At 67.1% G+C, this 26,294-nt stretch carries 21 protein-coding genes; 7 read left to right on the forward strand and 14 right to left on the reverse strand.

All coding sequences use genetic code 11. From position 1 onward, the window contains the following. From F614_RS0110585 to mgtE (F614_RS0110595), 3 genes are all read right to left on the reverse strand, one after another. Positions 1 to 234 (reverse strand): transposase (locus F614_RS0110585; RefSeq protein ID WP_026329851.1); only part of this gene is annotated, 234 nt, incomplete at its 3' end. Between the two features lie 423 nt (positions 235 to 657). Then, positions 658 to 2,016 carry a magnesium transporter gene (gene mgtE / locus F614_RS0110590; RefSeq protein WP_018877556.1) on the reverse strand — a complete coding sequence of 453 codons (1,359 nt, stop codon included), beginning with the start codon at positions 2,014 to 2,016 and terminating at the stop codon, positions 658 to 660. Positions 2,017 to 2,028: 12 nt separating this feature from the next. Continuing rightward, the gene (gene mgtE / locus F614_RS0110595) at positions 2,029 to 3,387 is read right to left on the reverse strand and encodes a magnesium transporter (protein WP_018878935.1); all 1,359 of its coding nucleotides are present in this window, start codon (positions 3,385 to 3,387) and stop codon (positions 2,029 to 2,031) included. A 451-nt stretch (positions 3,388 to 3,838) separates the two neighbouring features. On the opposite strand from mgtE (F614_RS0110595), the gene F614_RS0110600 reads away from it, so the two are divergent. From F614_RS0110600 to F614_RS0110610, 3 genes are all read left to right on the forward strand, one after another. Then, positions 3,839 to 4,555, forward strand: coding sequence for an ABC transporter ATP-binding protein (locus tag F614_RS0110600; protein ID WP_019558869.1), 717 nt, complete (start codon positions 3,839 to 3,841; stop codon positions 4,553 to 4,555). Next, positions 4,552 to 7,092, forward strand: coding sequence for an FtsX family ABC transporter permease (locus F614_RS0110605; protein WP_019558870.1), 2,541 nt, complete (start codon positions 4,552 to 4,554; stop codon positions 7,090 to 7,092). Before F614_RS0110600 ends, F614_RS0110605 begins: the two co-directional genes overlap by 4 nt. 137 nt (positions 7,093 to 7,229) lie before the next feature. Next, positions 7,230 to 8,372 carry a lipocalin-like domain-containing protein gene (locus F614_RS0110610; RefSeq protein ID WP_019558871.1) on the forward strand — a complete coding sequence of 381 codons (1,143 nt, stop codon included), beginning with the start codon at positions 7,230 to 7,232 and terminating at the stop codon, positions 8,370 to 8,372. Between the two features lie 295 nt (positions 8,373 to 8,667). Here F614_RS0110610 and F614_RS0110615 read toward each other — a convergent pair whose 3' ends face one another. Next, positions 8,668 to 8,868 (reverse strand): PA3496 family putative envelope integrity protein, encoded by a 201-nt coding sequence (locus F614_RS0110615; protein WP_018867271.1) that lies wholly within the window; start codon positions 8,866 to 8,868, stop codon positions 8,668 to 8,670. 214 nt (positions 8,869 to 9,082) lie between these two features. Between F614_RS0110615 and msrP the strand changes: the two genes are divergently transcribed. Both msrP and F614_RS0110625 read left to right on the forward strand, forming a co-directional pair. Beyond that, positions 9,083 to 10,060, forward strand: coding sequence for a protein-methionine-sulfoxide reductase catalytic subunit MsrP (gene msrP, locus F614_RS0110620; protein WP_019592804.1), 978 nt, complete (start codon positions 9,083 to 9,085; stop codon positions 10,058 to 10,060). Positions 10,061 to 10,072: 12 nt separating this feature from the next. Next, a complete protein-coding gene (locus F614_RS0110625) occupies positions 10,073 to 10,720 on the forward strand; it encodes a sulfite oxidase heme-binding subunit YedZ (RefSeq protein ID WP_018867273.1) in 648 nt (215 codons plus the stop codon). Positions 10,721 to 10,884: 164 nt separating this feature from the next. On the opposite strand, the gene argF is transcribed toward F614_RS0110625, so the two are convergent. The 3 genes from argF to F614_RS0110640 all read right to left on the reverse strand — a co-directional run bounded on the left by argF (position 10,885) and on the right by F614_RS0110640 (position 13,691). Then, the gene (argF, locus tag F614_RS0110630) at positions 10,885 to 11,814 is read right to left on the reverse strand and encodes an ornithine carbamoyltransferase (RefSeq protein WP_019558872.1); all 930 of its coding nucleotides are present in this window, start codon (positions 11,812 to 11,814) and stop codon (positions 10,885 to 10,887) included. Then, positions 11,811 to 13,007 carry an acetylornithine transaminase gene (locus F614_RS0110635; protein ID WP_019558873.1) on the reverse strand — a complete coding sequence of 399 codons (1,197 nt, stop codon included), beginning with the start codon at positions 13,005 to 13,007 and terminating at the stop codon, positions 11,811 to 11,813. Before F614_RS0110635 ends, argF begins: the two co-directional genes overlap by 4 nt. Positions 13,008 to 13,109: 102 nt before the next feature. After that, positions 13,110 to 13,691, reverse strand: a complete 582-nt coding sequence (locus F614_RS0110640; RefSeq protein ID WP_019558874.1) for a superoxide dismutase — start codon at positions 13,689 to 13,691, stop codon at positions 13,110 to 13,112. Positions 13,692 to 13,863: 172 nt separating this feature from the next. On the opposite strand from F614_RS0110640, the gene F614_RS0110645 reads away from it, so the two are divergent. Both F614_RS0110645 and F614_RS0110650 read left to right on the forward strand, forming a co-directional pair. Beyond that, positions 13,864 to 15,366 carry a DASS family sodium-coupled anion symporter gene (locus tag F614_RS0110645; RefSeq protein ID WP_019558875.1) on the forward strand — a complete coding sequence of 501 codons (1,503 nt, stop codon included), beginning with the start codon at positions 13,864 to 13,866 and terminating at the stop codon, positions 15,364 to 15,366. Positions 15,367 to 15,545: 179 nt separating this feature from the next. Beyond that, on the forward strand, positions 15,546 to 17,456 hold the full coding sequence (locus tag F614_RS0110650; protein ID WP_019558876.1) for a methyl-accepting chemotaxis protein: 1,911 nt from the start codon (positions 15,546 to 15,548) through the stop codon (positions 17,454 to 17,456). 430 nt (positions 17,457 to 17,886) lie between these two features. On the opposite strand, the gene F614_RS0110655 is transcribed toward F614_RS0110650, so the two are convergent. The 7 genes from F614_RS0110655 to F614_RS0110685 all read right to left on the reverse strand — a co-directional run bounded on the left by F614_RS0110655 (position 17,887) and on the right by F614_RS0110685 (position 26,180). Beyond that, positions 17,887 to 18,714: an amidohydrolase family protein gene (locus tag F614_RS0110655; RefSeq protein WP_018867279.1), complete on the reverse strand. Its 828-nt coding sequence runs from the start codon at positions 18,712 to 18,714 to the stop codon at positions 17,887 to 17,889. A 22-nt stretch (positions 18,715 to 18,736) separates the two neighbouring features. Further along, a complete protein-coding gene (locus F614_RS0110660; RefSeq protein WP_018867280.1) occupies positions 18,737 to 19,171 on the reverse strand; it encodes a glutathione S-transferase N-terminal domain-containing protein in 435 nt (144 codons plus the stop codon). Positions 19,172 to 19,612: 441 nt separating this feature from the next. Then, positions 19,613 to 20,218, reverse strand: coding sequence for a DsrE family protein (locus F614_RS0110665; RefSeq protein ID WP_018867281.1), 606 nt, complete (start codon positions 20,216 to 20,218; stop codon positions 19,613 to 19,615). A gap of 67 nt (positions 20,219 to 20,285) precedes the next feature. Further along, positions 20,286 to 21,008 (reverse strand): phosphate signaling complex protein PhoU, encoded by a 723-nt coding sequence (gene phoU / locus F614_RS0110670; RefSeq protein ID WP_018867282.1) that lies wholly within the window; start codon positions 21,006 to 21,008, stop codon positions 20,286 to 20,288. 26 nt (positions 21,009 to 21,034) lie between these two features. Beyond that, the gene (gene pstB, locus F614_RS0110675) at positions 21,035 to 21,865 is read right to left on the reverse strand and encodes a phosphate ABC transporter ATP-binding protein PstB (protein ID WP_018867283.1); all 831 of its coding nucleotides are present in this window, start codon (positions 21,863 to 21,865) and stop codon (positions 21,035 to 21,037) included. Positions 21,866 to 22,214: 349 nt separating this feature from the next. Then, complete coding sequence (gene pstA / locus F614_RS0110680; RefSeq protein WP_018867284.1) at positions 22,215 to 23,882, reverse strand: phosphate ABC transporter permease PstA; 1,668 nt, start codon at positions 23,880 to 23,882, stop codon at positions 22,215 to 22,217. A gap of 27 nt (positions 23,883 to 23,909) precedes the next feature. Beyond that, the gene (locus tag F614_RS0110685; RefSeq protein WP_018867285.1) at positions 23,910 to 26,180 is read right to left on the reverse strand and encodes an ABC transporter permease subunit; all 2,271 of its coding nucleotides are present in this window, start codon (positions 26,178 to 26,180) and stop codon (positions 23,910 to 23,912) included. Positions 26,181 to 26,294 lie beyond the last annotated feature (114 nt).

Consider the following 26,294-nt stretch of genomic DNA (forward strand, 5'->3'; position numbering starts at 1 on the left):
CAACTCCAGCTTGCCCACGCGCGTGATCAGGGTGCGCGGGTAGTACCCGGCCCGGTAACCCAGGCGGCCCTCGGTGCGCTCGCCCGGCGCCGCCTGGAGCTGGTCGCTCATCTCGGCCTCCAGGACCTGCTGGACCGCCTCGCGCACCAGCGTGCGCATCAGTTCCTCGTCTGTCCCCAAAAGCGCTCGCAGTGACGTGCGATCCGCAGTAGCCTGGCTCTTGTGAGTGGTCATGGTCTCGCCCTCCTTGAGGGGTTCAGGTGGTCGCTAACCAACCCGAATACCATGGCCGCTCACCTCCTGCCAGCTTCTGCACACAACTCAGCACACTACTGGGCTGTTGCCGATTTCGTCGTTGTTCTGGGTGGTCCTCGGTGGTGGTGCGGGATGCGGTGGGTTTCGCTCATCGGTGGAGATCCCGGCTCTTCGGGTTACTGGGCGCGGGTCTACGAGAAGCGCTCCGGGATCTCAGGCCGATTGCTTCGTCGCTCTGCTCCTCGCAATGACGGGTTTCTTTTGGCAGGGGTTTCGCGGGCAAGCCCGCTCCCACGAAGGGCGTTGCCAGAAGGGGGCGCCCGCGGGGAGGGTGGTGTTTCGGTGCCGGCCAGGCGTTGGCAGGGGCTTCGCCTGCAAGCAGGCTCCTACGGAGAATGCGAATCAGAGGCCGAGGATGGCGACGGCGGTGGCGAAGTAGATGGTGATGCCGACGACGTCGACGACGGAGGTGATCAGCGGGGCGCTGGCGACGGCCGGGTCGACGCCGAAGCGGGTGAGGGTGAAGGGAAGTAGCAGGCCGAACATGGAGCCGAACAGGACGACCAGGAACATGCCCAGCGCGATGGCGTTGGCGACCTCGAGGCTGCCGAGCCAGTTGCCGGAGAGCCAGATGGCGCCGGCGAGGGTGGCACCCAGGGCGGAGGAGACGAGGATTTCCTTGCCGCCCAGGCGCCACCAGTCCTGGAGCTTGATGTCGTTGGTGGCGAGTGAGCGCACCACGAGCGTGGAGGCCTGGGCGCCGGCGTTGCCCCCGGTGGCGATTACCATGGGCAGGAAGAAGATCAGCGCGACGACGGTTTCGATGGCGGCCTCGAAGTGGGCGATGGCCATGCCGGAGAGGATGTTCACGGCAACGAGGATCACCAGCCAGCCGATGCGCTTGCGGTAGAGGAGCTGCATGCTGGCGTCGCGCAGGGAGAGCACGACGTCGCCGACCGCGGCCATGCGGTGGAAGTCCTCGGTGGTTTCCGCGCGCAGCACGTCCATTACGTCGTCGACGGTGATGATGCCGAGCAGGTGGCCGTCGTCGTCCACGACCGGGAGCACGTCCAGGTCGTAGTGCGAGATGCGGTGGGCGGCCTCTTCGCGGTCTTCCTCGGCCGCGATGCTGACGACGTCCGTGTGCATGCGTTCGCGCACGCTGGTGGAGGGACGCGACAGCAGCAGTTCTTTCAGGCGCACCCAGCCGAGCAGTTCGCCGTTGGGTGTGATCACGAAGATGGTGTTGACGGTCTCGGCCAGATCGCTGTGTTCCCGCAGGTGATCCATGGCCTCGGCCACGGACCAGTCCGGCTGGACGGTGGCGAATTCGGGCGTCATCAGACGCCCGGCGCTCTCCTCCGGGTAGCCGAGCAGGGTCTCCAGGGCCTCCTGGTCGTCGTCTGGCAGGGTCTCCAGGAGGGATTCGGCCTGGTCGTCCTCCAGGCCGTCGATGACGGAGACCGCGTCGTCGTAGGACAGCGCGGCGACCAGGCGGCTGGCGTGCTCGTCGTCCAGTGCCTGGAACACCCGGGACTGGTGGTCCGGTTCCAGGTGGGCGTAGATATCCGCCGTGCACTCGATGTCGAGGCGCTGGAAGAAGGTCTCCATCTGCTCGGCCGGCAGGGCCTCCAGCGCGTCGGAGAGGTCCGGCGCGGCGTAGGAGCCGCAGATCGCCTGCAGGACGTCCGCCTCCGGTTCGTCCAGGGCGTCGGCGATCACCTGCGGCAGGGTCTCGAGATCGGGTTCGGTGGCGCTCATGCGCGAGGTCTCTTACGGAGTCGCCAGGCCGAGCAGGGCTACGGCCAGCGAGAAGTAGATCAGGATACCGCCGATGTCGGCGAGCGAGGTGACCAGCGGGACGCTGGCCGTGGCCGGATCGAGGCGGAGCTTGTTCAGGACCACCGGCAGGAGCATGCCGAGGATGCTGGCCACGGTGACGATGACGGTCATGGCCAGGGCGACCAGCAGTGCGATCTCCGGACCGCCGCGCCACAGGCCGACCAGCGAGACCGCCACGCCCATGCTGACGCCCAGGGTCACGGAGACGCCCATCTCCTTGGCCCACAGCTTGAGCCAGTCGCGGGCGGTGACCTCGCCGGTGGCCATGGCACGCACCATCAGCGTGGAGCTTTGCGCGCCGGCGTTACCACCGGAGGCGATCAGCAGCGGGAGGAAGAACACGAGTACCACCACCGCTTCGATGATCTCTTCGTACTGGGAGATCATCATGGCGCCGATGGTATTGAAGGCCACCAGGCCCAGCAGCCAGCCGATCCGCTTGCGATAGAGCAGGAACGGGCTGGCCTCCTGCGGCGACAGGGGCAGGGTGCCCACCGAACCCAGCTTGTGGAAGTCCTCGGTGGATTCGGCCTCGATCAGGTCCATCACGTCGTCCACCGTGACCACGCCCAGCAGCTCGCCGGTCTCGCCCACTACCGGGAGGGTCTCCAGGTCGTAGTGCTGGATGCGGCGGGCGGCCTCCACCGCGTCCTCGGACACGGCGATGGTGATCGGCTCGCCCTCGCCCAGCAGGTCGCGCACCGGGCTGTCGGCACCGGCGCGCAGGAAGTGGCGGATGGGCACGGCGGCCAGGAGGACGCGGTCCTGGTCGACCACGAAGATCACGTTGTTGGAGTGCTCGTCGGCGTTGCGGCGGATGAAGGCCAGGGCGCGCTTGAGGGTCCAGTCGGGGTCCACCGCGACCACGTCCGGCGACATCACGCGGCCGACCGAGTCTTCCGGGTAGTTGAGCTGCTTGAGCGCCCGGCGGATGGCGCGGAACGGCAGCAGGCGCAGGTAGCCGCGCAGGGTGTCCGGGTCCAGGGTCTGCAGCAGGGCGGTGAGGTCGTCCGCCTCCATCTCGGAGAGGATGAAGCGGGCATCCTCGCGCGGGGAGGCCTCCAGCAGGCGGATCTGGTGCGCGGTGTCGAGGTAGGCGAAGACATCCGCCTTGCGCCCGGGCGGGAGCAGGTTGAACACGGCGCAGAGGTCGTCATCGCCCAGCTCCATCAGCGCGTGGGCGATATCCTGCACGCGCATGTAGTCGAGCAGTTCGTGGAGCCCGTCGCGGTCGTCCAGACGCAACAACTCCTTCAGCTCGATGATGGACTGTTCGAGGTGAAGCTCCATGCCCTTCTCCCGGCGGCATCGGGGCGCTCGGACTGGACTGTGCTCGGGCACAGACCGGCGAGGCGCCGCACGGATGCGGTGGATGGTCCAGGTTCGGGTCGGGCTGGGCCCGGCCGCTCCCGGCTCTTTGATCAAAGAGGCCTGACGGAAGCGACCGGTCGGGGAACGGGCGCTTGCCGCTAGGCGCGGATAGATCGACTTCGTGATCGACGTTTCAAGGCGTGTTCCCGCGTGTGGAGATGCTGCTTATTCTAACGGATGACGGGCCTCAATCAACCGCTTGTGCGGGGTTTTGAAACATTCATCTACTCTTCATGGTCTGCAGGGGGGCAGAGGGTGCGGGGTGTTCAATGAGGATTGTTCGCCTGCGAGCAGGCTCCTACGGGGGGCTTCCCCTGCCGGGTAGGAGCCTGCTCGCAGGCGAAGATTCGTGTGATTGAGAAGGTGTGCGATGGAGCAACAAGGCTCGGTAGAAGGCGCGGTGCTGTCGCTGATCAATGTGGCGTTTGCCTACCCCGGCGAGGGGGAGGTACTGCACGGGGTGGATTTCGCGCTTCGCACCGGGGAGCGGGTGGCGATCGTCGGCGAAAGCGGCAGCGGCAAGTCCACCCTGCTGCATCTCGCGGCCGGGCTGGAGGCTGCGGCGCGCGGCCAGGTGCACCTTACGGGGCAGGCGCTGGCGGGGCTGGACGAGGCGGCGCGCACGCGCCTGCGGCGGGGCCGCGTGGGGATCGTGTTCCAGTCGTTTCACCTGATTCCGACGCTGACCGTGCTGGAGAATGTGATGCTGCCACTGGAGCTGGCGACAGACTTGCCTGCCGGCGAACGCCGCGAGCGCGCCGCGGCGCAGCTGGAGGCGGTGGGGCTGGGCGACAAGGGCGCGCGGTATCCGGAGGCCCTGTCCGGGGGCGAGCAGCAACGCGTCGCGATCGCGCGGGCGCTGGTGCACGAACCCGCGCTGATCCTGGCGGACGAGCCCACCGGCAACCTCGACTCGCGGACCGGCGAGACGGTGTTTGCCCTGTTGCTGGAGCAGGCTCGGGCCACTGGTTGTTCGTTGCTGCTGGTGACCCACAGTCATGAACTGGCGGGTCGGCTGGACCGGGTCCTGACCATGCGCGACGGGCTTCTGCAGTCGGCCGGTTCCACGGAAGCCGCTCCCGCATGAGCCTTCTGGTCTTGCGAGCCTGGCTGCGCGACTGGCGCCGGCGGCCGTTGCAGCGGTTGCTGACGCTGGTGGGGGTGATCATTGGCGTGGCCGTGGTGCTCGCGGTGGACCTGGCGAACCAGTCGGCCCAGCGGGCGTTTGACCGCTCCATGGATGAGGTCGCAGGCGCTGCGACGCACCAGGTCCTGGGGCCGGCCAGCGGGTTCGACGAGGCCTTGTACCGCGAGCTGCGTATGGCCGGATGGCGTGATACCGCTCCGATCGTGGAGGGGCCGGCCCGTCTGCCGGACGGCAGCACGATCTATGTGCTGGGTGTCGATCCGCTGGCCGAGGGGCCGTTTCGCGGCGCGGCTTCCGATATCGGCGATGCCCCGGTGCAGCGCCTGGTGACCGAGCCGGGGACGATTCTGCCGCCGGCGGGGTGGTTCCGCGATTCGGGCCGGGCTCACGAGTCGCGTGTGACGCTGGAGGTGGCGGGGGGTGCGCGCGAGGTGACGGTCATTGATCGCGCGGCCGAGCGTGACCAGGCGGACACCGCGACCGATGAGGGTGGTGGCTCGCTATGGGTGACGGATATCGCCACGGCGCAGGGTCTGCTCGACCGGCTGGGGCGGCTGGATCGGATCGATGTACGGCTGACGGATGCCGAGGTCGATGTGCTGGCCAAGGCTCTGCCCGCCGAACTGGAGCTGGTGCCGGTGGAGAGCCGGGGGCAGGCCGCGCGCGAGCTGGCGCAGGCATTTCGCACCAACCTGACGGCGATGAGCCTGCTGGCGCTGCTGATCGCGGCGTTCTTGATCTACAACACGCAGACCTTTGCCGTGCTCCGGCGCCGCGAGGTGATCGCGAGTCTGCGCCTGGTCGGTGTGGGCCGGCGGGCGATCTTTGGGGTGGTGTTGCTGGAGGCGTTGCTGGTCGGCGTGATCGGGACGCTGCTGGGCGCGGTACTGGGCATTGCGCTGGCGCAGGTGCTGGTGGCGCAGGTGGCGCAGACCGTCACGGATCACTTCTTCGCGGTGGCGGTTACCGGGGTCACGCCGCGCCCGCTGGCCCTGGGGGCGGTATTCCTGCTGGGAGTGGGGCTCTCGCTGTTGGCGGCGCTGGCGCCTGCCTGGGAGGCAGCGCGCGCGGCCGGTGCGGGCACCACGGGGCGCGGGGGGCTGGAGCGCCGTGCCCGTCGCTGGGCGGCATGGCTGGCTGTGCTGTCCGTGGCGCTGTTGCTCGCGGGGGGTGGCTTGATCGTCACCGGCGCGGGGGCGCTGGTGGGCGGCTTCGTGGCGTTGTTCCTGTTGATTGCCGGATTGGTGTTGCTGCTGCCCTGGGTACTGGTGTGGACGCTGCGCGGGCTGGCGGCGCTGGTTCGCGGGGTGACCCTGCCGCGCATTGCGGTGCGCAGCCTGGAGCGCAGCCTGTCGCGCAGCGCGCCTGCTACGTCGGCGCTGACCCTGGCGCTGGCGGCAGCGATCGGCGTGGCGGTGATGGTCGGCAGCTTTCGCGGCAGCGTGGAGCAGTGGCTGGGCCAGGCGCTGACGTCGGATCTTTACGTGGTGCCCGCGGCGCCGGCTTCGGCGCGCGGTGGTGCGCGTCTGCCCGAGGACTGGATGGCCGACCTGGTGGCGCGCTCGGGGGCCGTGTCGGTCAGTACCGGGTCCAGTCAGGAGGTCGTCAGCGAGCGCGGCCTGGTCAATCTCTATGTGGTGCGACCGCATGCCAACTGGCTGGATTATCTGCCGCTTTTGGAGAGCACGGTGGCGCGTGAAGCGCTGGGTGAGCGGCTCGCGACGGAGGATGCGGTGCTGGTGACCGAGCCGTTTGCGGCGCACCACGACGTTCGGCCGGGGGATCGGCTGTCGCTGGCGGTGCCCGGCGGCCAGCGCCCCTTCGAAGTCCTCGGGATCTACCGTGATTACGGCAATCCGAGCGGTACTGTGCTGATGACCCAGGCGGCCTTTGTCCGGGCGGGCATGCCACCCGACGGAGTGGGGTCGTTCGGGCTGCGGCTGCCGGCGGGAGTGGATGTGGAAGCGGTCGTGGAACGGCTGGAGGACTGGCTGGCAGAGCAGGACCGCGCGGCGCTGGTGACGCGCCCGGGCGATATCGAGCAGGAGTCGATGGCGATCTTCGACCGGACGTTTGCCATTACCCATTTGCTGCGGGTGATCACGCTGGTGGTGGCCTTCATCGCGATCCTGGGCGCGCTCATGGCATTGCAGATGGAGCGGGCGCGCGAGTTCGCCACGCTGCGCAGCCTCGGGCTGTTGCCCGGGGGCGTGCGTAGTCTGGTCGTGCTGCAGGGCGGGGTACTCGGCACGTTTGCCGCGCTGGCGGCGATCCCGCTGGGGCTGGGCATGGGCTGGCTGCTGATCGAGGTGATCAACCGCGAGGCCTTCGGCTGGGGGATGGACCTGCGTCTGCCCTGGGACGAGGTGGTCGAGACCGTGCTGCTGGGCATCGGAGCGGCATTGCTGGCCTCGGCCATCCCGGCGTGGCGAATGGCGCGCATGCGGCTGGTGCCGGCCCTTAGAGAGGTGCCGTGATGGACTGGATGAGGCGTTGGTTGGGACATGTGGGAGCGGGCTTGCCCGCGAATGGGGTTTGGCAGGGTCCAGCGCGGGCAGGGGCTTCGCCTGCAAGCAGGCTCCCACTGGGGCTGCGCCTGCGCCTGCGGGTGGTTATGGTGCTGATGATGGTGGGGGTGTTGGGCGCCTGCGGGGGTGTGGATCCGCCCGAGACCGATGATCCGGGGGTGACCGGATTGCGGGTGGGCGAGGCCCTGGGCGGGGAGGAGACGGACGGGTTCCGGCGTGCGGATGCGCCGCGGGTGTTCGAGTTTCCGCGTGATCACGGGCCGCACCCGGGGTTTCGCAACGAGTGGTGGTATGTGACCGGCAATCTCGACGGGCCGGAGGGCGAGCGGCTGGGCTTTCACATCACCTTCTTCCGCGTCGGGCTGGCGCCGGAGCTGGCGGGGGATGCGCGCTGGCACGACTCGGCCTGGGCCAGCCCGGATATCTGGATGGCGCATACGGCGGTGATCGACCGCGAGGCCGGGCACCATGCCTCCGAGGAGCGCTTCGTGCGCGACGGGGCGGGGCTGGCGGGGGCCACGGAGCCGGTCGGCCGCGTGTGGGCCGAGGACTGGCAGCTCGCGGATATGGACCAGGACCGCTGGACGCTCGACTTCAGCGTGGATGACTACCGGCTGGCGCTGGAACTGGAGCCCCTGCGTGGCCCGGTGCTCCAGGGCGAGGCGGGGCTCAGCCAGAAGGGCCCGGAGCCGGGCAATGCCTCCTACTACTACTCCATGCCCCGTATCGCGGTGCGCGGGGAGGTCGAGCGCGCGGAGCTCGGGCGCCTGGCGGTGACCGGTCAGGCCTGGATGGACCGCGAGTGGAGCACCAGTGCGCTGTCCGAGGATCAGGTGGGCTGGGACTGGTTCGCGTTGCAGTTCGACGACGGGCTGGACGTCATGTACTACCAGCTGCGCAAGGAGGGAGGCGAGCCGCATCCGCTGTCCAAGGGCCGCTGGATGCCGGCGGACGCCGAAGATCGGCTTCTGGAGCCCGATCAGGTCGAACTGGAGCCCCGGCGCTGGGCCACACAGCCCTCCGGCAATCGCTATCCGGTGGAGTGGGCCATGCGCATCGCGCCGCCGGACGGCTCGGCGTCACGCGAATTCACCGTGCGCGCCATCCGCGACGAACAGGAGATGGATACCGTGATCCGCTACTGGGAGGGCGCCGTGGATATCCTCGATCCGGACGGAGAGGCGATCGGGCGAGGCTTTGTGGAGCTGACGGGGTACGAGGACGATTAGGGCGTTTTCACCACAGAGGGCACAGAGGACACAGGGAAAAAGGCAGGTCAAAAGCGATTAACAGGAAGATTTGAAGGTAGGAAGGGTTGCTGTGGGGTCCCCGGGTTAACCCTGCGCGCCGGGGCTGATCGTGACCTGGATACAGCGCTACCGGCACCCAAAAAACCTTCCGGTCTTCCAATCTTCCTGTGAATGCTTTTCGCTTTTGATCTGGCTGTTCTCCGTGTTCTCTGTGCCCTCTGTGGTGCAACAGGGCTGCCTGCAGGAGAGGGGTGGCGCGAGGCCACCCCGGGGGTCACCAGTCCATCGCCTCGTGCGGGATGTCGAGGTCGAAGTCGTCCTGAAGATGGGCGCGCAGGGCGCGTTCTTCCATCAGGCGTTCCAGGGTGCGGCGGGCGGCGTGACGCGCCGGGCCGCGGTCGTTCACGAGCTGAGTGTCGAACAGGCTGGCGATCTCGTCGGCGCCATCGGCCGCATCATCGATCGTCGGGTCCATTGTCGGGTCTCCTGACAAGCCGGCCGGGCCACCCCGGACTGCGGTATCAGAAAAGCCTTATATATCGTTTAGGCCGGCCCGCAAGCAGAAAATTCTTATTGTTCCTCGTTTTCCCTTATGGAGTACGCGATCCGAACTCGAGCGGGCGCTGCTGGTCCATGGTGCACGAGTGGCGGCGTTTCCCGTCGCCGCCGAACAGTTGCGAGGGCAGGCCATGCTGATCCGCACCCGACGTCGTTCCGAGTGTTCCCGTAGCGAGATTACGCCGCCGGAGATCTACGCGCGGCGGCGCGATTTCCTGCGAACGGGGATCGGGCTGGGCGCTGGTCTGGCGCTCGGTGGGCTGGGCGCGGCGCTGCCGGCCTCCGCCGCCCTGCGGGGGTATCCGCTGGAATTCGAACCCAGCGATTTCTCGACCGACGAGTCGAAGACCTCGTACGACGAGATCACCAGTTACAACAACTTCTTCGAGATGGGCCCGGGGAAGGGGGATCCGAAGACCTACGCCGATCAGCTGAAGACCGATCCCTGGACGATCACCGTGGACGGGCTGTGCGACAACCCGGGTGAGTACGCGGTGGAGGACTTCATCAGCCCCTGGTCGCTGGAGGAGCGCATCTATCGCATGCGCTGTGTGGAAGGCTGGTCGATGGTGATCCCCTGGATCGGCTTCGAGTTGAACCGCATCATCGAGCAGGCGCAGCCGCGCGGGGGTGCGCGCTACGTGGCGTTCGAGAGTATTCACGACCCCGAAAACCTGCGGGGGCAGCGGCCCCGGCGCCGGGCCAGTTCCGGTGGGCTGCAGTGGCCCTATACCGAGGGCCTGCGCCTGGACGAGGCGATGCACCCGCTGACCATCCTCGCTGTGGGTCTGTACGACGAGGTGCTGCCCAACCAGAACGGGGCGCCGATCCGGCTGGTGGTACCGTGGAAGTACGGCTTCAAGAGCATCAAGTCCATTCAGCACATCCGCTTCGTCGAGGACCAGCCACCGACCCTGTGGAACCAGGCGCAGCCTGACGAGTACGGCTTTTACAGCAACGTGAATCCGGACGTGGATCATCCGCGCTGGTCGCAGCGCACCGAGCGCCGCATCGGCGAGTTCCGGCGCCGGCGCACGGAGATGTTCAACGGTTACGGGGACGAGGTGGCGTCGCTGTACGAGGGCATGGACCTGCGCGAGCACTTCTGACGGGATGGGGGCATGACCGCCACAACCCGTCGAGCCCGGTCCCGTCCGCCCACCGGTGTGTGGTGGGCCGTCCTGTTGGTGGCGCTTCTGCCGGCCATGTGGATCGGCTTGCGTACGCTTGGCTGGTTCGGCGGGTTGGGTGTGAACCCGATCGAGAAGCTGCTGGAGCTATCCGGCACGCACGCGATGATCGCGCTGCTGGTGGCGTTGGCGGTGACCCCGTTGCGGCAGATGACCGGGCTGGCGTGGCTCACCCGGTTGCGGCGGATGCTGGGGCTGGTCGCGTTCGGTTACGTGACCGCGCACGCCCTGATCTGGCTGGGGGTGGACCTGTTCTTCGACTGGGAACTGGTGCTCTACGACCTGACCGAGCGCCCGTTCGTGATGGTCGGTTTCGCCGCCTGGGTGATCCTGCTGGCGCTGGCGGTCACCTCCACCGATGGTGCCCAGCGCTGGCTGAAGAAGGGGTGGGTCTGGCTGCACCGCGGTGTGTACGTGGCCGGCGTACTGGCTATCCTGCATTTCCTGTGGCTCGCGCGGGCCGACTATGCCGAGGTCGCGCTGTACGCGGCCATCCTGGCCTTCCTGCTCGGCTGGCGCGTCGTCTACCGCTGGCAGACCCGCCGGCGCCTCCATGCCCGCCGCCGCGCGCCCGCCTGAAGGTTCAGGTCAAGGGCGTTTCACAGGAAGATGGGAAGACAGGGAGGTTTTGATTGTGGGGGCCGAGATTTCGCCCACCGCGCGATGCTAGCCGCCGCGCCGGGGATGCCACCTCACCAATAACCCTTCCTAACTTCCCATCTTCCTGTTAACGCTTTTCGCCCTTACGACGTGCGCTGGTCGGCGTTAAGGGTGATGAGGAATTCGAGCAGGGCCTTCTGGGCGTGGAGGCGGTTTTCGGCCTCGTCCCAGACGACGCTTTGTGGGCCTTCCAGGACGTCGGTGGAGACCTCTTCCTCGCGGTGCGCCGGCAGGCAGTGCATGAACAGGGCGTCGTCGTTGGCGAGCTGCATCAGGTCGGCATCGACGAAAAAGCCGGAGAAGGCCCGGCGCCGGGCGCTCTTTTCCTGTTCCTGCCCCATGCTGGCCCAGACGTCGGTGACGACCAGATCCGCACCCTCGGCGGCGGCGCGGGCATCGCGGGTCAGCTCGAAGTGTTCGCGCGTGGTATCGACCACACTGGGCTCCGGGTCGTAGCCCTCGGGGCAGGCGGCCACCAGCTGGAAGCCCAGCAGGCGCGCGGCGTACATGTAGCTGTGGCACATGTTGTTGCCGTCGCCGATCCAGGCGACGCGCTTGCCGCGGATGTCGCCGCGATGCTCGAAGTAGGTCTGCAGGTCGGCCAGCAGCTGGGCCGGATGCTCGAGATCGGTCAGGCCGTTGATCACCGGCACCGTGGCGTGCTTGGCGAACAGCTCGATCTTTTCGTGTTCGTAGGTGCGGATCATCACGCAGTCGACCATGCGCGAGAGCACGCGGGCGGTGTCCTCGATCGGCTCGCCGCGCCCCAGCTGGGTGTCGCGCGGGGACAGGAACAGGGCGTTGCCGCCCAGCTGCTGCATGCCCACTTCGAACGACACGCGGGTGCGGGTGGAGGACTTCTCGAAGATCATGCCGAGCGTCTTGCCGCGCAGCAGGTCATCGTGGTGCTCGCCGGCCTTCAGTTGCTGCTTGAGCTCGATGGCGCGCTGCAGCAGGGCCCGGGTTTCGTCGCCGGAGAGATCCAGGAACGAGAGGTAGTGGCGTGGGTTCATGCGGAGACCTCGTTGGCTTGGGGCGACGCCAGGAACGCGTCCACCAGGTCGGCTACGGTTACGGCGATCTGTTCCACCTGGTCGTCGTCGATGATCAGCGGTGGCAATAGGCGAATGACCCGATCCGCGGTCACGTTCAGGATCAGCCCCCGCTCCAGCGCCGCCATGACCAGCTCGCCGGCCGGGCGGTCCAGTTCGACCCCGATCATCAGACCGCGGCCACGCACGGCGACGACGCCCGCATGGTCCGCGAGGCGGTCGCGCAGTCGGTTCAGCAGGAGCTCGCCCTGACGGGACGCCTGTTCGCACAGGGCCTCGTCCTGCATCACATCGAGTACGGCCAGCGCCGCCCGGCACACCAGCGGGTTGCCGCCAAACGTGGTGCCGTGCGTGCCCGGGCTGAAGAGCTCGCGGGCGGCACCGGCCACCAGATTGGCGCCAATGGGGATGCCGTTGCCGAGACCCTTGGCCAGGCTGACCACATCCGGGGTGATGCCCTCGTGCTGGAAGGCGAACCAGTGCCCGGTACGGCCGATGCCGGCCTGGATCTCGTCCAGCATCAGCAGCCAGCCGTGCTGGTCGGCCAGTTCGCGCAGGCGGCGCAGGTAGCCGGGCGGCGGGACATGTATGCCGCCCTCGCCGGTGACCGGCTCCACCAGGATCGCGACGACGTCCGGGTCGGCCGCCAGGGCTTCGACGGCCTCGGCGTCGCCGTGGGGCACATGCACAAAGCCCGATACCAGCGGCTCGAATCCGGCCCGGACCTTCGCGTTGCCGGTGGCGGACAGGGTGGCCATGGTGCGGCCATGGAAGCTGCCCTCCATCACCACGATCTTCGGCTCGGCGATCCCGCGGGCACGGCCATGCAGGCGGGCGAGCTTGATCGCCGCCTCGTTGGCCTCGGCCCCCGAGTTGCAGAAGAAGGCGCGATCCATGCCGGACAGCGCGCACAGGCGCCGCGCCAGCTGTTCCTGCAGCGGGATGCGGTAGAGGTTGGAGGTGTGCACCAGGGTGCTGGCCTGGTCGCAGACGGCCTGGGCGACCTTGGGATGGGCGTGGCCAAGGCCACACACCGCGATCCCCGACAGGGCGTCGAGATAGCGCTTGCCGTCGGTATCCCACAGCCAGGCGCCTTCGCCGCGCTCGAAGGCAACGGGCAGGCGCTTGTAGGTGTTCTGCAGGGCGTCGCTCATGGGGTTCTCCGAAACCAAAGAGCCGGCGGAGGGCCGCCGGCTCGATGAAAGGCGCGGCCGCGTCATGCGGCCAAAGGCGCCTAGTTTAGTCCGCTTGGGACTTTAGTTCATCTGCTGGGCCACAAAGTCCCAGTTCACCACGGCCCAGAAGTTCTCGAGGTACTTCGGGCGGGCGTTGCGGTAGTCGATGTAGTAGGCGTGTTCCCAGACGTCGCAGGTCAGCAGCGGGGTCTTGCCGTCGCGCAGCGGGTTCGCGGCGTTGGAGGTGTTGACGATCTCCACCGAGCCATCACTGTTCTGCACCAGCCAGGTCCAGCCGGAGCCGAAGTTGCCAACGGCGGACTCGTTGAACTTCTCCTTGAAGGCGTCGAAGGAGCCGAAGGCGCTGTTGATGGCATCGGCCAGCTTGCCGGAGGGCTCGCCGCCGGCGTTCGGGGCCATGCAGTTGAAGTAGAAGGTGTGGTTCCAGACCTGGGCGCCGTTGTTGAAGATGCCGCCGGCCGGGGCCTTCTTGATGATGTCTTCCAGCGTGGCGTTTTCGAACTCGGAGCCCGGCAGCAGGCCGTTCAGCTTGGTCACGTAGGTCGCGTGGTGCTTGTCGTGATGGTATTCCAGCGTCTCGGCGGAGATGTGCGGCTCCAGCGCGTTCTTGGCGTAGGGCAGATCGGGCAGTTCGTAGGCCATGAAAGACTCCTTGGACAGTGTCGTGAGAAACTGCTGTGGCAGCGTCCCGAAACGGGCACGCCGCATAACGGGACAACGATAGTCACGTTGCCCGGACGATGCAATTTCCGATGGTACGGGTTGGTTTTGGCCCGGGCCGTATACCCTGATGCTTGACCGACGAAAGAGGCCCATGGCAGCGACCGAGGACACGGCAGGGCAACGCGACACCCAACCGGAAAAGACCCCTCCGGTGAACTGGCGCGGGCGCATCGGTCTGTTGCTGGGGCCGGCGATCTTCGCCATCTTCCTGCTGGTACCGGCCCCGGCGGGGTTCGATCCGGCGGCCTGGCGGGTGCTGGGTCTGACGCTGTTCATGGCGACCTGGTGGATCAGCGAGGCCCTGCCGCTGCCGGTGACGGCGCTGCTGCCGATCGCGGTCCTGCCGGTGCTCGACATCGTGCCCATGGACGAGGCCACCGCGCCGTACGCGAATCCGATCATTTTCCTGTTCATGGGCGGCTTCGCCATTGCCCTGGCCGTGCAGCGCTGGGATCTCCACCGGCGCATGGCGCTGGCGATCGTGGCGCGCGCCGGCAATCGCCTGCATGTGCTGGTGGGGGCCTTCATGCTGGCCACGGCGGGGTTGTCCATGTGGGTCAGCAATACCGCGACGGCGGCCCTGATGCTGCCGATCGCGCTCTCGGTGCTTGGACTGATCGAGCGCGGCGCGTCTCCACAGGGGCCGGACATGGAATCGCGACGCCCGGCCCTGGCGCTCCTGCTGGGCATCGCGTTCGCCGCGAACATCGGGGGCATGGCGACCATCATCGGTTCGCCGCCGAATGCCCTGACGGCCGCGTACCTCGGGGATCGCCACGGGATGGAGATCGGGTTCCTGGAATGGATGACCCTGGGGCTGCCGCTGGCGGCGGTGCTGCTGGCCCTTGCGTGGTGGTCGCTGACTCGCTGGGTGTTTCCGGTGCACCGGGTGGAGCTGAACGGTCTGCGCGCGCTGCTGGACGAACAGCGCGCGACCGTGGGCCCCTGGTCGGTCGCGGAAAAGCGGGTGGCCGGGGTGTTTCTGCTGGTTGCGCTGGCCTGGCTGACACGGCCGCTGCTCGAGGGCTGGCTGCCGATCTCGCTGACCGATGCCGGCATCGCGATCCTCGGGGCCGGGTTGCTGTTCCTGGTCCCGTCGGGGTCGCGCGAACAGCGCCGGCTGCTGAGCTGGGACAACACGCGCGAGCTCCCCTGGGGCGTGCTGTTGCTGGTAGGCGGGGGTTTGAGCCTGGGTGCGGCGATCGAGTCCAGCGGGCTGGCGGAGCTGGCGGCGGATGCCCTGGTGATCGCCCAGGCCTGGCCGCTGATCCTGATCATGGCCGGGGTGGCGCTCCTGACCATGACCCTGAGTCATGTGACGAGCAATACCGCGACAGCGGCTACGCTGTTGCCGCTGGTGACCGCGTTCGCGCTGAGCATGGACGTGCCCGTGCTGTTGCTGGCCCTGCCGGTGGCGTTTGCCGCGTCGGTGGCCTTCATGCTGCCGGTGGCGACGCCACCCAACGCCATCGTGTTCGCCAGCAACCGGCTGCGGGTGCTGGACATGGTGCGTGGCGGGGCATTGCTCTCGGTGCTGGCGCTGGTGCTGATCAGCCTGGTGGTCTACGCGTTTGCCGAGATTCTGTTGTTGTAGCCCGTCTGAGCGCGGAGCTCGGAAGCGGCCCACCGAAGCAATCTTGTCCCCTGAGAACCTGTGGGGAAGAAAGTACCTTCGTATTCAAGTTTTAGGATTCGCCGCCGCTAGGAAGGACGACTGACCTGAATCTTGATTCTGAAGCCGGCCGTGACCGGTGCAGGAAAGGACGCGCAGACATGTTTGACAATATCCGGATTGGTGTACGGCTCATGGTGGGCATCATCGGCGTGGTCGTACTCGCCGTGGTGCTGACGCTGGTGGTGGTGATGAACGCCCTGGGCACGATGGCGGATCGCGCCGAACAGCGCGAGCTGAATGACCTGGCCGGACAGTTGCTGGATCGGCTCGACCAGGAGGCGGCGCGAGCCACGGCGATGGCCGAGACGGTCGCCCGCATCCCGGATATCCAGGAGGCAATGGCCACGGGCGATCGCGAGCGGCTGGCCGCGATGACGGTGCCGACCTTCGAGTCGCTGAGCACGGACTACGGGGTGCGCCAGTACCAGTTCCATACGCCGCCGGCGACGTCCTTCCTGCGCGTGCATCGTCCGGACCGCTTCGATGACGACCTGTCCGGCTTCCGCCAGACCGTGGTCGATACCAACAATAACCAGGCGCCGATCTCCGGTCTGGAAGAGGGTGTGGCGGGCCTCGGGATTCGAGGTGTCGTGCCGATCGCCCATAACGGTGAGCACGTGGGCTCGGTGGAGTTTGGCCTGTCCTTCGGTGATCCCTTCTTCGAGCAGTTTACCGAGGAGCTGGGGGCGCCGGTCGCGCTGTACCTGCGGGACGACGGACGTTTCAGCCGCTTTGGCGGCACCATCGATGGCGAGGCCACCTTCAGCGCCGCCGAGATGCGCGAGGTGCTCGGTGGCGAGCGACACGTGCGCAACGTGACCTACCAGGGCAAGCCGATGGCGGTGATCGCGCGGCCGGTGATGGACTTCTCCGGGGACGCGGTGGGCGTCCTCGAGCTGATGGTCGATCGCAGTGCCTATGTCGACATGGCGCGCAATGCCACAGGTACCGTGGTGATGGTCGGCGTGATTGCTGTGGTCCTGGGCGCGCTGCTGGCCTGGTTCCTGACGCGCAGCATCGTGCGGCCGTTGTGCCAGACCGTGGACCGTCTGAACGACATCGCTAGTGGCGAAGGGGACCTGACGCGTCAGCTGAAGGTATCCGGCAAGAACGAGCTGGGGGATCTCTCCATCGCTTTCAATAACTTCGTGGAGAAGATCCGGGTGCTGATCCAGCAGGTGGCGGCCGGTTCCGACCAGGTAGCGGCCGCGGCCAACGAGCTGTCCGCGACCAGCGAGGAGACCAACGAGCAGGTCCGCCGCCAGAAGGCGGAGACCGACCAGGTCGCCACCGCGATGAACGAGATGACGGCCACCGTGCAGGAAGTGGCCCGGAATGCGGCGGACGCCGCCGCCGCCGCGCAGACCACCGATCAGGATGCGAACGCCGGCCAGCAGGTGGTGCAGAAGACGGTCACCGCGATCAATGGCCTGTCCACTCAGGTGGACAGCGCCGCCGAGGTGGTCAGTCGTCTGTCGCAGGACGCCGAGGAGATCAACAAGGTCCTCGAGGTGATCGGCGACATAGCCGATCAGACCAACCTGCTGGCGCTGAACGCGGCGATCGAGGCCGCCCGCGCCGGCGAGCAGGGCCGCGGCTTCGCGGTGGTCGCGGACGAGGTGCGCACGCTGGCCAGCCGCACTCAGGACTCGACCCACGAGATCCAGCAGATGATCGAGCGGGTCCAGACCGGTACGCGCGAGGCGGTGCAGGCGATGGAAGACGGCCGTGCCAAGGCCCACGAGAGCGTGGAGCAGGTGAACCTGGCCGGCGAGTCGCTGGTCGCGATTACGCAATCCGTCACCCGCATCAGCGACATGAACACGCAGATCGCCAGCGCCGCCGAGGAACAGTCCACGGTGGCCGAGGAGATCAACCGCAACGTGGCCAACATCACCGAGGTGCTGGATCAGACCGCGTCGGGTTCGGAGCAGATCCGCAATGCGTCCGAGGAGCTGTCCAAGCTGGCCTCCGAGCAGCAGCAGCGCGTGGGTCAGTTCAAGGTCTGATCACGATCAGGTGCCGGGAGCCGAGCCCGCCATCCTTTTGGGGTGGCGGGCTTTTTCATGCGTGTGTGGTTGAACGGCTTGGTTCACCACGAAGTGCACGAAGGCACGAAGAAGGGCTGGGTCGAGGGCGAAAACCGGTCTACAGGAAGAGGAGAAGATTGGAAGCGAGATTGATGGGGTAGTGGATCGGGCACGGTCTGACGGGGAGGGTTGGTTGGAGGGCTGGTGCTCGAGCGGACGCGGGCGGGGGCTTCGCGGGCGAGCCCGCTCCCACAGGGGGCTCGGCCGGCGGGCTGGACGGGTCACGGCGTCGGCCAGGCCCCGGGCGGTTTTAGCCGATTCATCCTTCGAATCTTTCGGCCTTCCTGTGAATCGCCCTTGACCTGGCCCTTCTTCGTGCCTTCGTGCGCTTCGTGGTGAATCCAGGCCCTTACTGGGCGGGAAAGAGCCTTTCGCCGTTCTCCCATGCGATCGCGCGGGCGACGTCCTCGGGGAGTTGTTCCAGCCAGGCGCGGGTCTCGTCCTTTAGGCGCGTGTACTGTTCCCAGCGGGTGCGCGTGAAGGTGTCCACGCCGATCATGAAGCGGTCGGGGTGGGCCAGGAAGAGCTCGAACCAGGCGTCGTCGATCTGGCCGCCGGGATTGATGCGCGGGTTGCGCATGGACAGGTCCATGTTCATGCGCGGGTGGCGTTCGAGGTAGTCCTGCACCAGCGGCGGGTACGCGTAGCTGCCGGCATGGGCCCAGAGGATGCGGACCTCGGGATGGGTCGCGTAGGCGTGGTCGATTACGGCGGGGTCGCCGTGGATCATGATGGTGAGGTCGCGCGCCACGGCCAGGTCCAGCAGCTGCTCGAAACCGGGGGCGAAGCGGTCATCCGCCAGGATATGGAACTCGCCCAGGCCGCGCCATTTCACGTCGGATTCATCGAGCATGCGGGCGACGCGGTCGCCGAGATCCTCGACATGCATCCAGTCCATCTTCTTGCCCAGCCGCTGCGAAACCTCCAGGAACGGCACGATGCGCGTATCGGACCCGGCCTTGAGGCGGCGGATCAGATCGTCTTCGGGGGCCATGACGATGGCGCTGCGCACCTCGTTGGCGGCCAGGGTGCGCGCGACGTCGCTAATGCCGAAGTGTGCGGCCTCGGCCGGCCGGTAGTGCAGGTGGGCGTCAAAGATCGGCGAAGCGGCGCTGGCCGCCGCGAATGGCAGGGTCAGCAGGAGCGCGAGCAGGGAACGACGGATGGAGTGATACATGGTCTTCGGCTGTCGCTCCGGGTCAGGAACGCGGCGGGGCGTCGGTGGCGGCGGCCGGCGCGGCCTGTTGCGGATCGAAGCGCTCGCGCAGGTAACGGATGATCGCGTCGGATTCGTACAGCCAGCGCACCGAGTGGTCGTCTTCCTCGATGCGCAGGCAGGGTACCTGAAGGCGCCCGCCCTCGTTCTGCAGCTCCTCGCGCCAGGGCCCGGCGGCCTGGGCGTTGCGCAGTTCGATGTCCAGCGAAAGCCGCTGCATGGCGCGTCGGGCCTTGATGCAGAACGGACAGGCCGGGAAGTGATAGAGGGCCAGATGGCGGGTTTGCTCGTCGACCCGGGCCTGTTCGGCCGGGTCGCGCTCGATGCCGCGCGGGCGCGAGACGCGCTCCCCGATCAGCATGAACGGGGTCAGGATCAGGCGCACGCCACGGAAGAAGGTTCGGATCAGGAATCGCATGCGGAAAGCATGCCACAGGAGACCGACGGCGTTACAGCATCCCGAAGGCCGGAGTGTTAGTCATGCTGCTGCAAGGGCGGTTTAAGGGCGGATTCACCACGAAGCGCACGAAGGCACGAAGAAGGGGCGGGTCAAGGGCGGAGAATCGATTTACAGGAAGAGGGGAAGATTGGAAGAGATATGGATCGGGTAATGGGTCTGGCAGGGCCCGGCGGGGAGGGGTGTTTTGAAGGCCGGTGGCTGAGTGGGCGCGGGCGGGGGCTTCGCGGGCAAGCCCGCTCCCACAGGGGGTTGCCCGGTGCGTTTGCCGGGTTCCGGCCGGTTCTGGCCGATCCATCCTTCGCATCTTCCAGCCTTCCTGTGAACTGCCTTTGACTTTGACCTGGCCCTTCTTCGTGCCTTCGTGCCCTTCGTGGTGAAAAAGGTCTTTCAATCAGTAGGTCAGGGATTGCCGAAGTCGAACTGCCAGGGGTCCTGTTCGGGGGCGTCGAGCAGGGAGGGGCGCAGGCGGATGATCTCGAAGCCGAGCGCGCGGTAGTCGTCGAGGCGATCCGGGGCCAGATCGGCGACCTCCACGAAGTCGGCGAAGGCGTCGGCCTCGATGCCGCGCCAGTCTGCGAAGGTGCCACAGACGGCGACGCTTACGTCTTCGTCGCGCACCAGTGCCTCGACCTCGGCGTGCAGGCCGGGGTGCTGGCCGGCCTCGCCGCGGGTGAGGGTGAACTGCTCCGCGCCGTGGGCGACGATGGCCACCGGGAAATCCGGGTCGTCTTCGCGCAGCCGGGCGATGTTCGCGCGGATCTCGGGAAGCAGCGCGGCGAGTGCCGCGCGGTCATTCTCGATGATCTCGAAGACCACGCCGGCGGGGCGTTCGTCGCGCTCCAGCATCTCGAGTACGGCGGCCGAGGGTTCTCCCGCGGGCGCCTCTTCGGGTGCGCCGAGCGGGTTCGCGGCCAGCGCCGGCATCGCGCTCAGGATGCACAGGCACATGGCGACGAGCCCCCCGGAGCGGGACGCGAACGACTTGAGGAGGCTGTAGCTGCGCATGCCCCCATTGAAGCGGGCACCGGACCGGGACGCAAACGACCGTGTCCCGGGTGCGACGGGACCTGCCTCAGTGGCGGTCGCCGGTGGCCTCTTCGGCCATCTGGTCGTAGCTGGTGTGGCGCACGTCCTTGCCCTTGACGAAGTAGACGACGTATTCGCAGATGTTGCGGGCGCGGTCGCCGATGCGTTCCAGCGAACGGGTAGCCCAGATGATGTCCATCAGGCGCGGGACCGAATCCGGCGAGGCGGTCATCTGTTTCATCAGCTTCTGGGTGATGATCTCGTACAGGCTGTCGATCTGGATGTCCTGCTGCGCCACACGCACGGCCTGTTCAACATCCATACGGGCGAAGGCATCGAGAGCGCCGCGCGTCATCTCGCGGGCGTGCTCGCCCATGCTGGCGATGTCCGCCATCGGGGCGCTGTTGCGGTCCGCGTCCAGCAGGTGCAGGCCCATGCGGCCGACGCGCTCGGCCTCGTCGCCCATGCGTTCCAGGTCGGTGATGGTCTTGATCACCGCGATCACCAGGCGCAGGTCCGAGGCGGTCGGCTGGCGCCGCGCGAGGATGTGGGTGCATTCCTCGTCGATCTCGACCTCCTTGGCGTTGATCTGGTAGTCCGAGGTCATCACTTTTTCGGCGAGTTCGACATCCCCCTCGACCATCGCGTGGACAGCATCGGCGAGCTGCTGTTCGACCAGGCCGCCCATGGCCATCACCTGCTTGATGATGTCCTCCAGCTCGGCGTTGAACTGCTGCGAGATGTGCTGTTTGAAGAAGCTCTTGTCCATTGTGGTATCCCCTTGCGGTCGCGACGTCAGCCGAAGCGGCCGGTGATGTAGTCCTCGGTCTGCTTTTTCGCGGGCGAGGTGAACAGGGTGTCGGTGTCGGCGTATTCGATCAGTTCGCCCATGTACATGAAGGCGGTGTAGTCGGATACGCGCGCGGCCTGCTGCATGTTGTGGGTGACGATGACCAGCGTGTAGTCCTTCTTCAGCTCGATCATCAGTTCTTCGATCTTCAGCGTGGCCAGTGGGTCCAGCGCGGAGCAGGGCTCGTCCAGCAGCAGGACCTCGGGGTCGATCGCGATCGCGCGGGCGATCACCAGGCGCTGCTGCTGGCCGCCGGACAGGCCGAAGGCGTTCTCGTGCAGGCGATCCTTGACCTCGTCCCACAGCGCCGCGCGCTTGAGCGATTTCTCGACTACCTCGTCCAGCCGGCGCCGGTTCTTGACCCCCTGCAGGCGCAGGCCGTAGGCCACGTTCTCGTAGATCGACTTGGGGAACGGGTTCGGCTTCTGGAACACCATGCCGACGCGTCGGCGCAGCTCGGGGATGTCCACGGTCTTGTCGTAGATGTCCGCGCCGTCGAGCCGGATGGTGCCCTCGATGCGGGCTGCGTCGATCAGGTCGTTCATGCGGTTGAAGCAGCGCAGGAACGTGGACTTGCCGCAGCCGGACGGTCCGATGAACGCGGTGATGCGGTTTTTCGGGATGCGGATGTCGATCCCCTTGAGTGCCTGGTCCTCGCCGTAATAGAGCTTGAGGTCCTCCGCGGTCAGGCAGATGTCCTCGCGGTCGAGGTTCAGGCCGCGCGGGGCCTGGTTGTTCTGGGCCACGTTGACGGCGTGGGTCTGGGTGTCACTCATTTCGGGTACTCCATGGGGAATAGGGTTCGACGCAGCCCGTTATCGCGACGGTACGGAAAAGCACCGTCATCGCGAGGCGCGCAGCGCCGTGGCGATCTCCGTGGGTGGCCCGGGCGCTGGGCCCGACGGACGTCCGGGGTTGCGTCCGGAGGTTGCCACGGGTCCTGCGGACCCTCGCAATGACGGGAGAAGCCAGGCGTCATGGGGAGGCGCGCAGGGCCGTGGCGATCTCTGTGACGGACGCCGCAGGCGACTGGAGCGAACGTCGGGGTTGCGTCGCGAGGTTGCCGCGGCCCCTGCGGGGCCTCGCAATGACCGTGCCTGAGAGAGACGTTGTGCATGGCGCGTCTCAGTCGCTGTCGGCGCGGTACTTTTCGCGCAGGTGGTTGCGGATGGAGATCGCCGTGAGGTTGAGCACGATGATCAGCAGCACCAGGACCAGCGCGGTCGCGTAGACCAGTGGCCGGCCGGCCTCGACATTCGGACTTTTGAAGCCGACGTCGTAGATGTGGTAGCCGAGGTGCATGAAGGCGCGGTCCAGGTGGAGATACGGGAAGTTGCCGTCCACCGGGAGGTTGGGCGCCAGCTTGACCACGCCAACCAGCATCAGGGGGGCCACCTCGCCGGCGGCACGCGCCACCGCCAGGATCAGGCCGGTCATCATGGCGGGGGCGGACAGCGGCACGATCAGCCGCCATAGCGTCTCGGCCTTGGTGGCCCCGAGGGCCAGCGAGCCATGGCGGATGCTGCTGCCGATGCGGGTCAGGCCTTCCTCGGTGGACACGATCACCACGGGCAAGGTCAGCAGGGCGAGGGTCAGCGAGGCCCAGATGATCGCCGGCGAGCCGAAGGTCGGTGAGGGCAGGGCATCCTGGAAGAAGACCTGGTCGATGTTGCCGCCGATCAGGTAGACGAAGAAGCCCAGGCCAAACACGCCGAACACGATGGAGGGGACCCCGGCGAGGTTGTTCACCGAGATGCGGATGGTGCGCACCAGCGGCCCCTGCTTGGCGTATTCGCGCAGGTAGATGGCGGCCAGCACGCCGAACGGGGTCACCACGATGGACATCAGCAGCACCATCAGCACGGTGCCGAAGATCGCCGGCAGGATGCCGCCCTCGGTGTTGGCCTCGCGCGGGAAGCCGGTCATGAAGTCCCAGAAGTTGACCACGTAGTGGCCGAGCTTCTGCACGGTGCCCATGTCGTTCGGCCACCAGGCGTTCACGATCTGGGACAGGCTGATGCTGGAACGCTGGCCATCGGCGGTCTGCAGGGTGAGCGCGTAGCGGGCGACCTCCTGGCGCAGGCGGTTGCGCTCGGCCTCAAGTTCGCTGTACTCCGCATCCAGTGCCTCGCGCTCGGCCTGCAGGGCCTCATGGCGTTCGGAACGTTCCGCGTCGGAAAGCGCGGTGTCGCGCTCCAGGCCGCGTTCGGCCAGGCGGACCTGTTCCAGCGCGTGGTTGATACGGCCGATCTCGATGCGCTCGATGCGCTCGATCTTCTGCACCAGGGAGCGGGTTTCCGGGATGCGCGCCTCGAAGGCCTCGCGGGCCGCGCTGCCCTCGGCCACCACCTCGTCATCCACCCGGAACTCGCGGATGTAGCCGTAGAAGTTGCCCCATTGCAGGCGTTCCAGGGCCACGGCGTCCCGCGGGCGTTCCCACTCGGACATGAAGTCCTCTACGTACCAGCGGAAGTCGCGCGAATCGAGGTCGCGGTTGCCGCGCTTGATCAGGTGGCGGACCACGATCTCCTGGCCTTCCGGGACATCGAAGCCGGTCTCGCGCATGGCCTGGGCGGTCATGGTCTCGGAGCGCGACAGCTCGCCCATCACCCGGACGGGCTCGCTCTGCTCGGTGGTCTGGTACTCGAACTCGATGATGTCCGAGGGCCAGAAGAACGACAGGCCGTTGACCGCGATCATCATGATCAGCCCGAAGACCATCGTCAGCGACACCGCCACGGCGCCCGCGTTGAGCCAGATCCAGGGGGTGCCCGTTTTGAACCATTTATTCATCGGATCGGAGCCTGTCGTCGATGCGGTTTAGAGGGAGCTGTACTTGTTGCGCAGGCGCTGGCGCACGATCTCGGCGACCGTGTTCACGAAGAAGGTCAGCGCGAACAGCACCAGTGCGGCGAGGAACAGGATGCGGTAGTGCGTGCCACCCACCGCAGTTTCGGGCATCTCCACCGCGATGTTGGCGGAGAGCGTGCGCATGCCCTCGAAGATGTTGAAGTTCACGACCGGAGAGTTGCCGGTGGCCATCAGCACGATCATGGTCTCGCCCACGGCGCGGCCGAAGCCGATCATCACCGCGGAGAAGATCCCCGGGCTGGCGGTCAGCAGCACCACGCGTACCACGGTCTGCCATGGGGTAGCGCCCAGCGCCAGCGAGCCCTGGGTCAGGTGCTTGGGCACGTTGAAGACCGCGTCCTCGGAGATCGAGTAGATGGTCGGGATCACCGCGAAGCCCATGGCGATGCCGATGACCAGGGCGTTGCGCTGGTCGTAGGTGTAGCCGGCGTCGGTCAGCCACTGGCGGGCGTCGCCGTTGAACAGCCAGACCTCGATCAGGGGGCTCATCGACGCGGAGAACCAGCCCACCAGGATCACCACCGGGATCAGCACGGCGGCCTCCCAGCCGGCTGGGATCACGCGGCGCACGCCCTCCGGCAGCAGCCGCGTCCAGACGAAGGCGACCACCAGCATCATCAGGGGCATCAGGATCAGGATACTGGCGACCGCCGGCAGGTTGGATTCGATGTACGGGGCCAGCCAGAGCCCGGCGAGGAAGCCGAGGATGACGGTCGGCAGGGCCTCCATCAGCTCGATGCTGGGCTTGGTCAGGCTGCGCATGCGGCTGGACATGAAGTAGGCGCTGTAGATCGCCCCCATGATCGCCAGCGGGGTGGCGAACAGCATGGCGTAGAACGCGGCCTTGACCGTGCCCAGGGTCAGCGGCACCAGCGAGAACTTGGGTTCGAACTCGTCGGTCGCGGAGGACGACTGCCAGACGTAGTCACCACTGGAGCGGCCCTCGTACCAGACCTTCTGCCACAGCACGTGGAGCGAGACCTCCGGGTGCGGGTTCGACAGGCGGTGCAGGGTCCAGGTCTCGTCGGTGTCGATCGCGATCAGGAGCCGGTTGCGCGGGTCCATGTAGACCCGATGCAGGGGCTTGGTGCCGACCTGATACTGGACCAGCGTGCGCTGCGAGGTGGGGTAGTGGATGGCCAGGGCGCCACTGGCGTCCGCGGTGGCGAAGCCTTTGCGGATATATTCCGGCTGGGTGTTGGTCACGGCAGCCGCGTGACGGGGAAACTCGCGTACCCGGGTAATCCGGTTCACGTTATCGTCGTCACGCACCAGCATGTACTGCGTCACGGAGCCGTCCGACCCGCCAACCATCACCGAGACCGTACCCAGCAGATACTCCAGCGAGGTGACCTCGGCGTCCTCGCCCTCGACCACGCGACGGGTATCGATACGCTGGGCATTGCGGGGGTTGGAGATGTCGTAAAAGTGGAGGCGCCCCTGGTCGTCGCCCACCAGCATGTTGCGCCCGGTGATGTCCAGCAGGATGCGCGACGGAGTGGCGCCTTCCGGCAGGGACGGCATGTCGTGGGCGGAGCGGCGCACTTCGACCTCGCCGGTCATCATCGAGGTGCGTTCCTCGAAATTCACCAGGCGCAGGCGGCCATCGGCTGTGGCCGCGGCGACGCGGACGCCGCTGGAGCCGCGCTGAATGCCGACGACCTCGATGGCCTGGCCTTCGCCATCGACGTCCAGCAGCGAGGAACTCTCGTCCCCCAGTGGGTAGACCAGGCCGGGCTCGTAGGTGCGGCCTTCGGGGGTGAAGCTTTCGTTGTACTCGTACTCGATGGCGAGGACCTGACCATTGTCCAGTCCGATGGCGACCAGTCGGGTGCGCGGTTCGGCGGCGGTGAAGCTGGTGACCCGGGCATCGTCGGGGATTGGCAGCGACTGTTCCTGGATGATCTCGCCGCTTTCCGGACGGAAGAAAATCGCACGCCGGTCCTCGGTCAGGCGCACGGCCATCTCCCGGTGGCGGTTCACCGCCAGGTGGACGGTCCCGGTGTCGGCGCCGCCGGGGGCGCTGTACTGGGTCTGTTCCTCGAGCTCGGCGCCCAGGAACATGGGCAGCGTTTCGCTCAGCAGGTAGACGAACATCAGGGTCAGCGCGCCGACCACCGCGACGCCGAAAAAGCCGATCAGGTAGCGCGCCGAGGTGTCCTTGGCGCGGCGCCAGCGCTGGAAGCGGCCAAGGGTGGAGATCGCATGAGGTCCGGACATTCGGGATTCCCCTGAGGGTCGGCAGGCGGAAGGCTTGAGTTGGCGTGCATGCTACGGGCGCTTCGTGACAGAAAGGTGACAGCGACGTGACAGCCGCTTGAACGCCAATGGGAA

Origin of the sequence: Thioalkalivibrio sp. ALE12 (assembly GCF_000381105.1) — a bacterium.
Classification (GTDB): domain Bacteria; phylum Pseudomonadota; class Gammaproteobacteria; order Ectothiorhodospirales; family Ectothiorhodospiraceae; genus Thioalkalivibrio.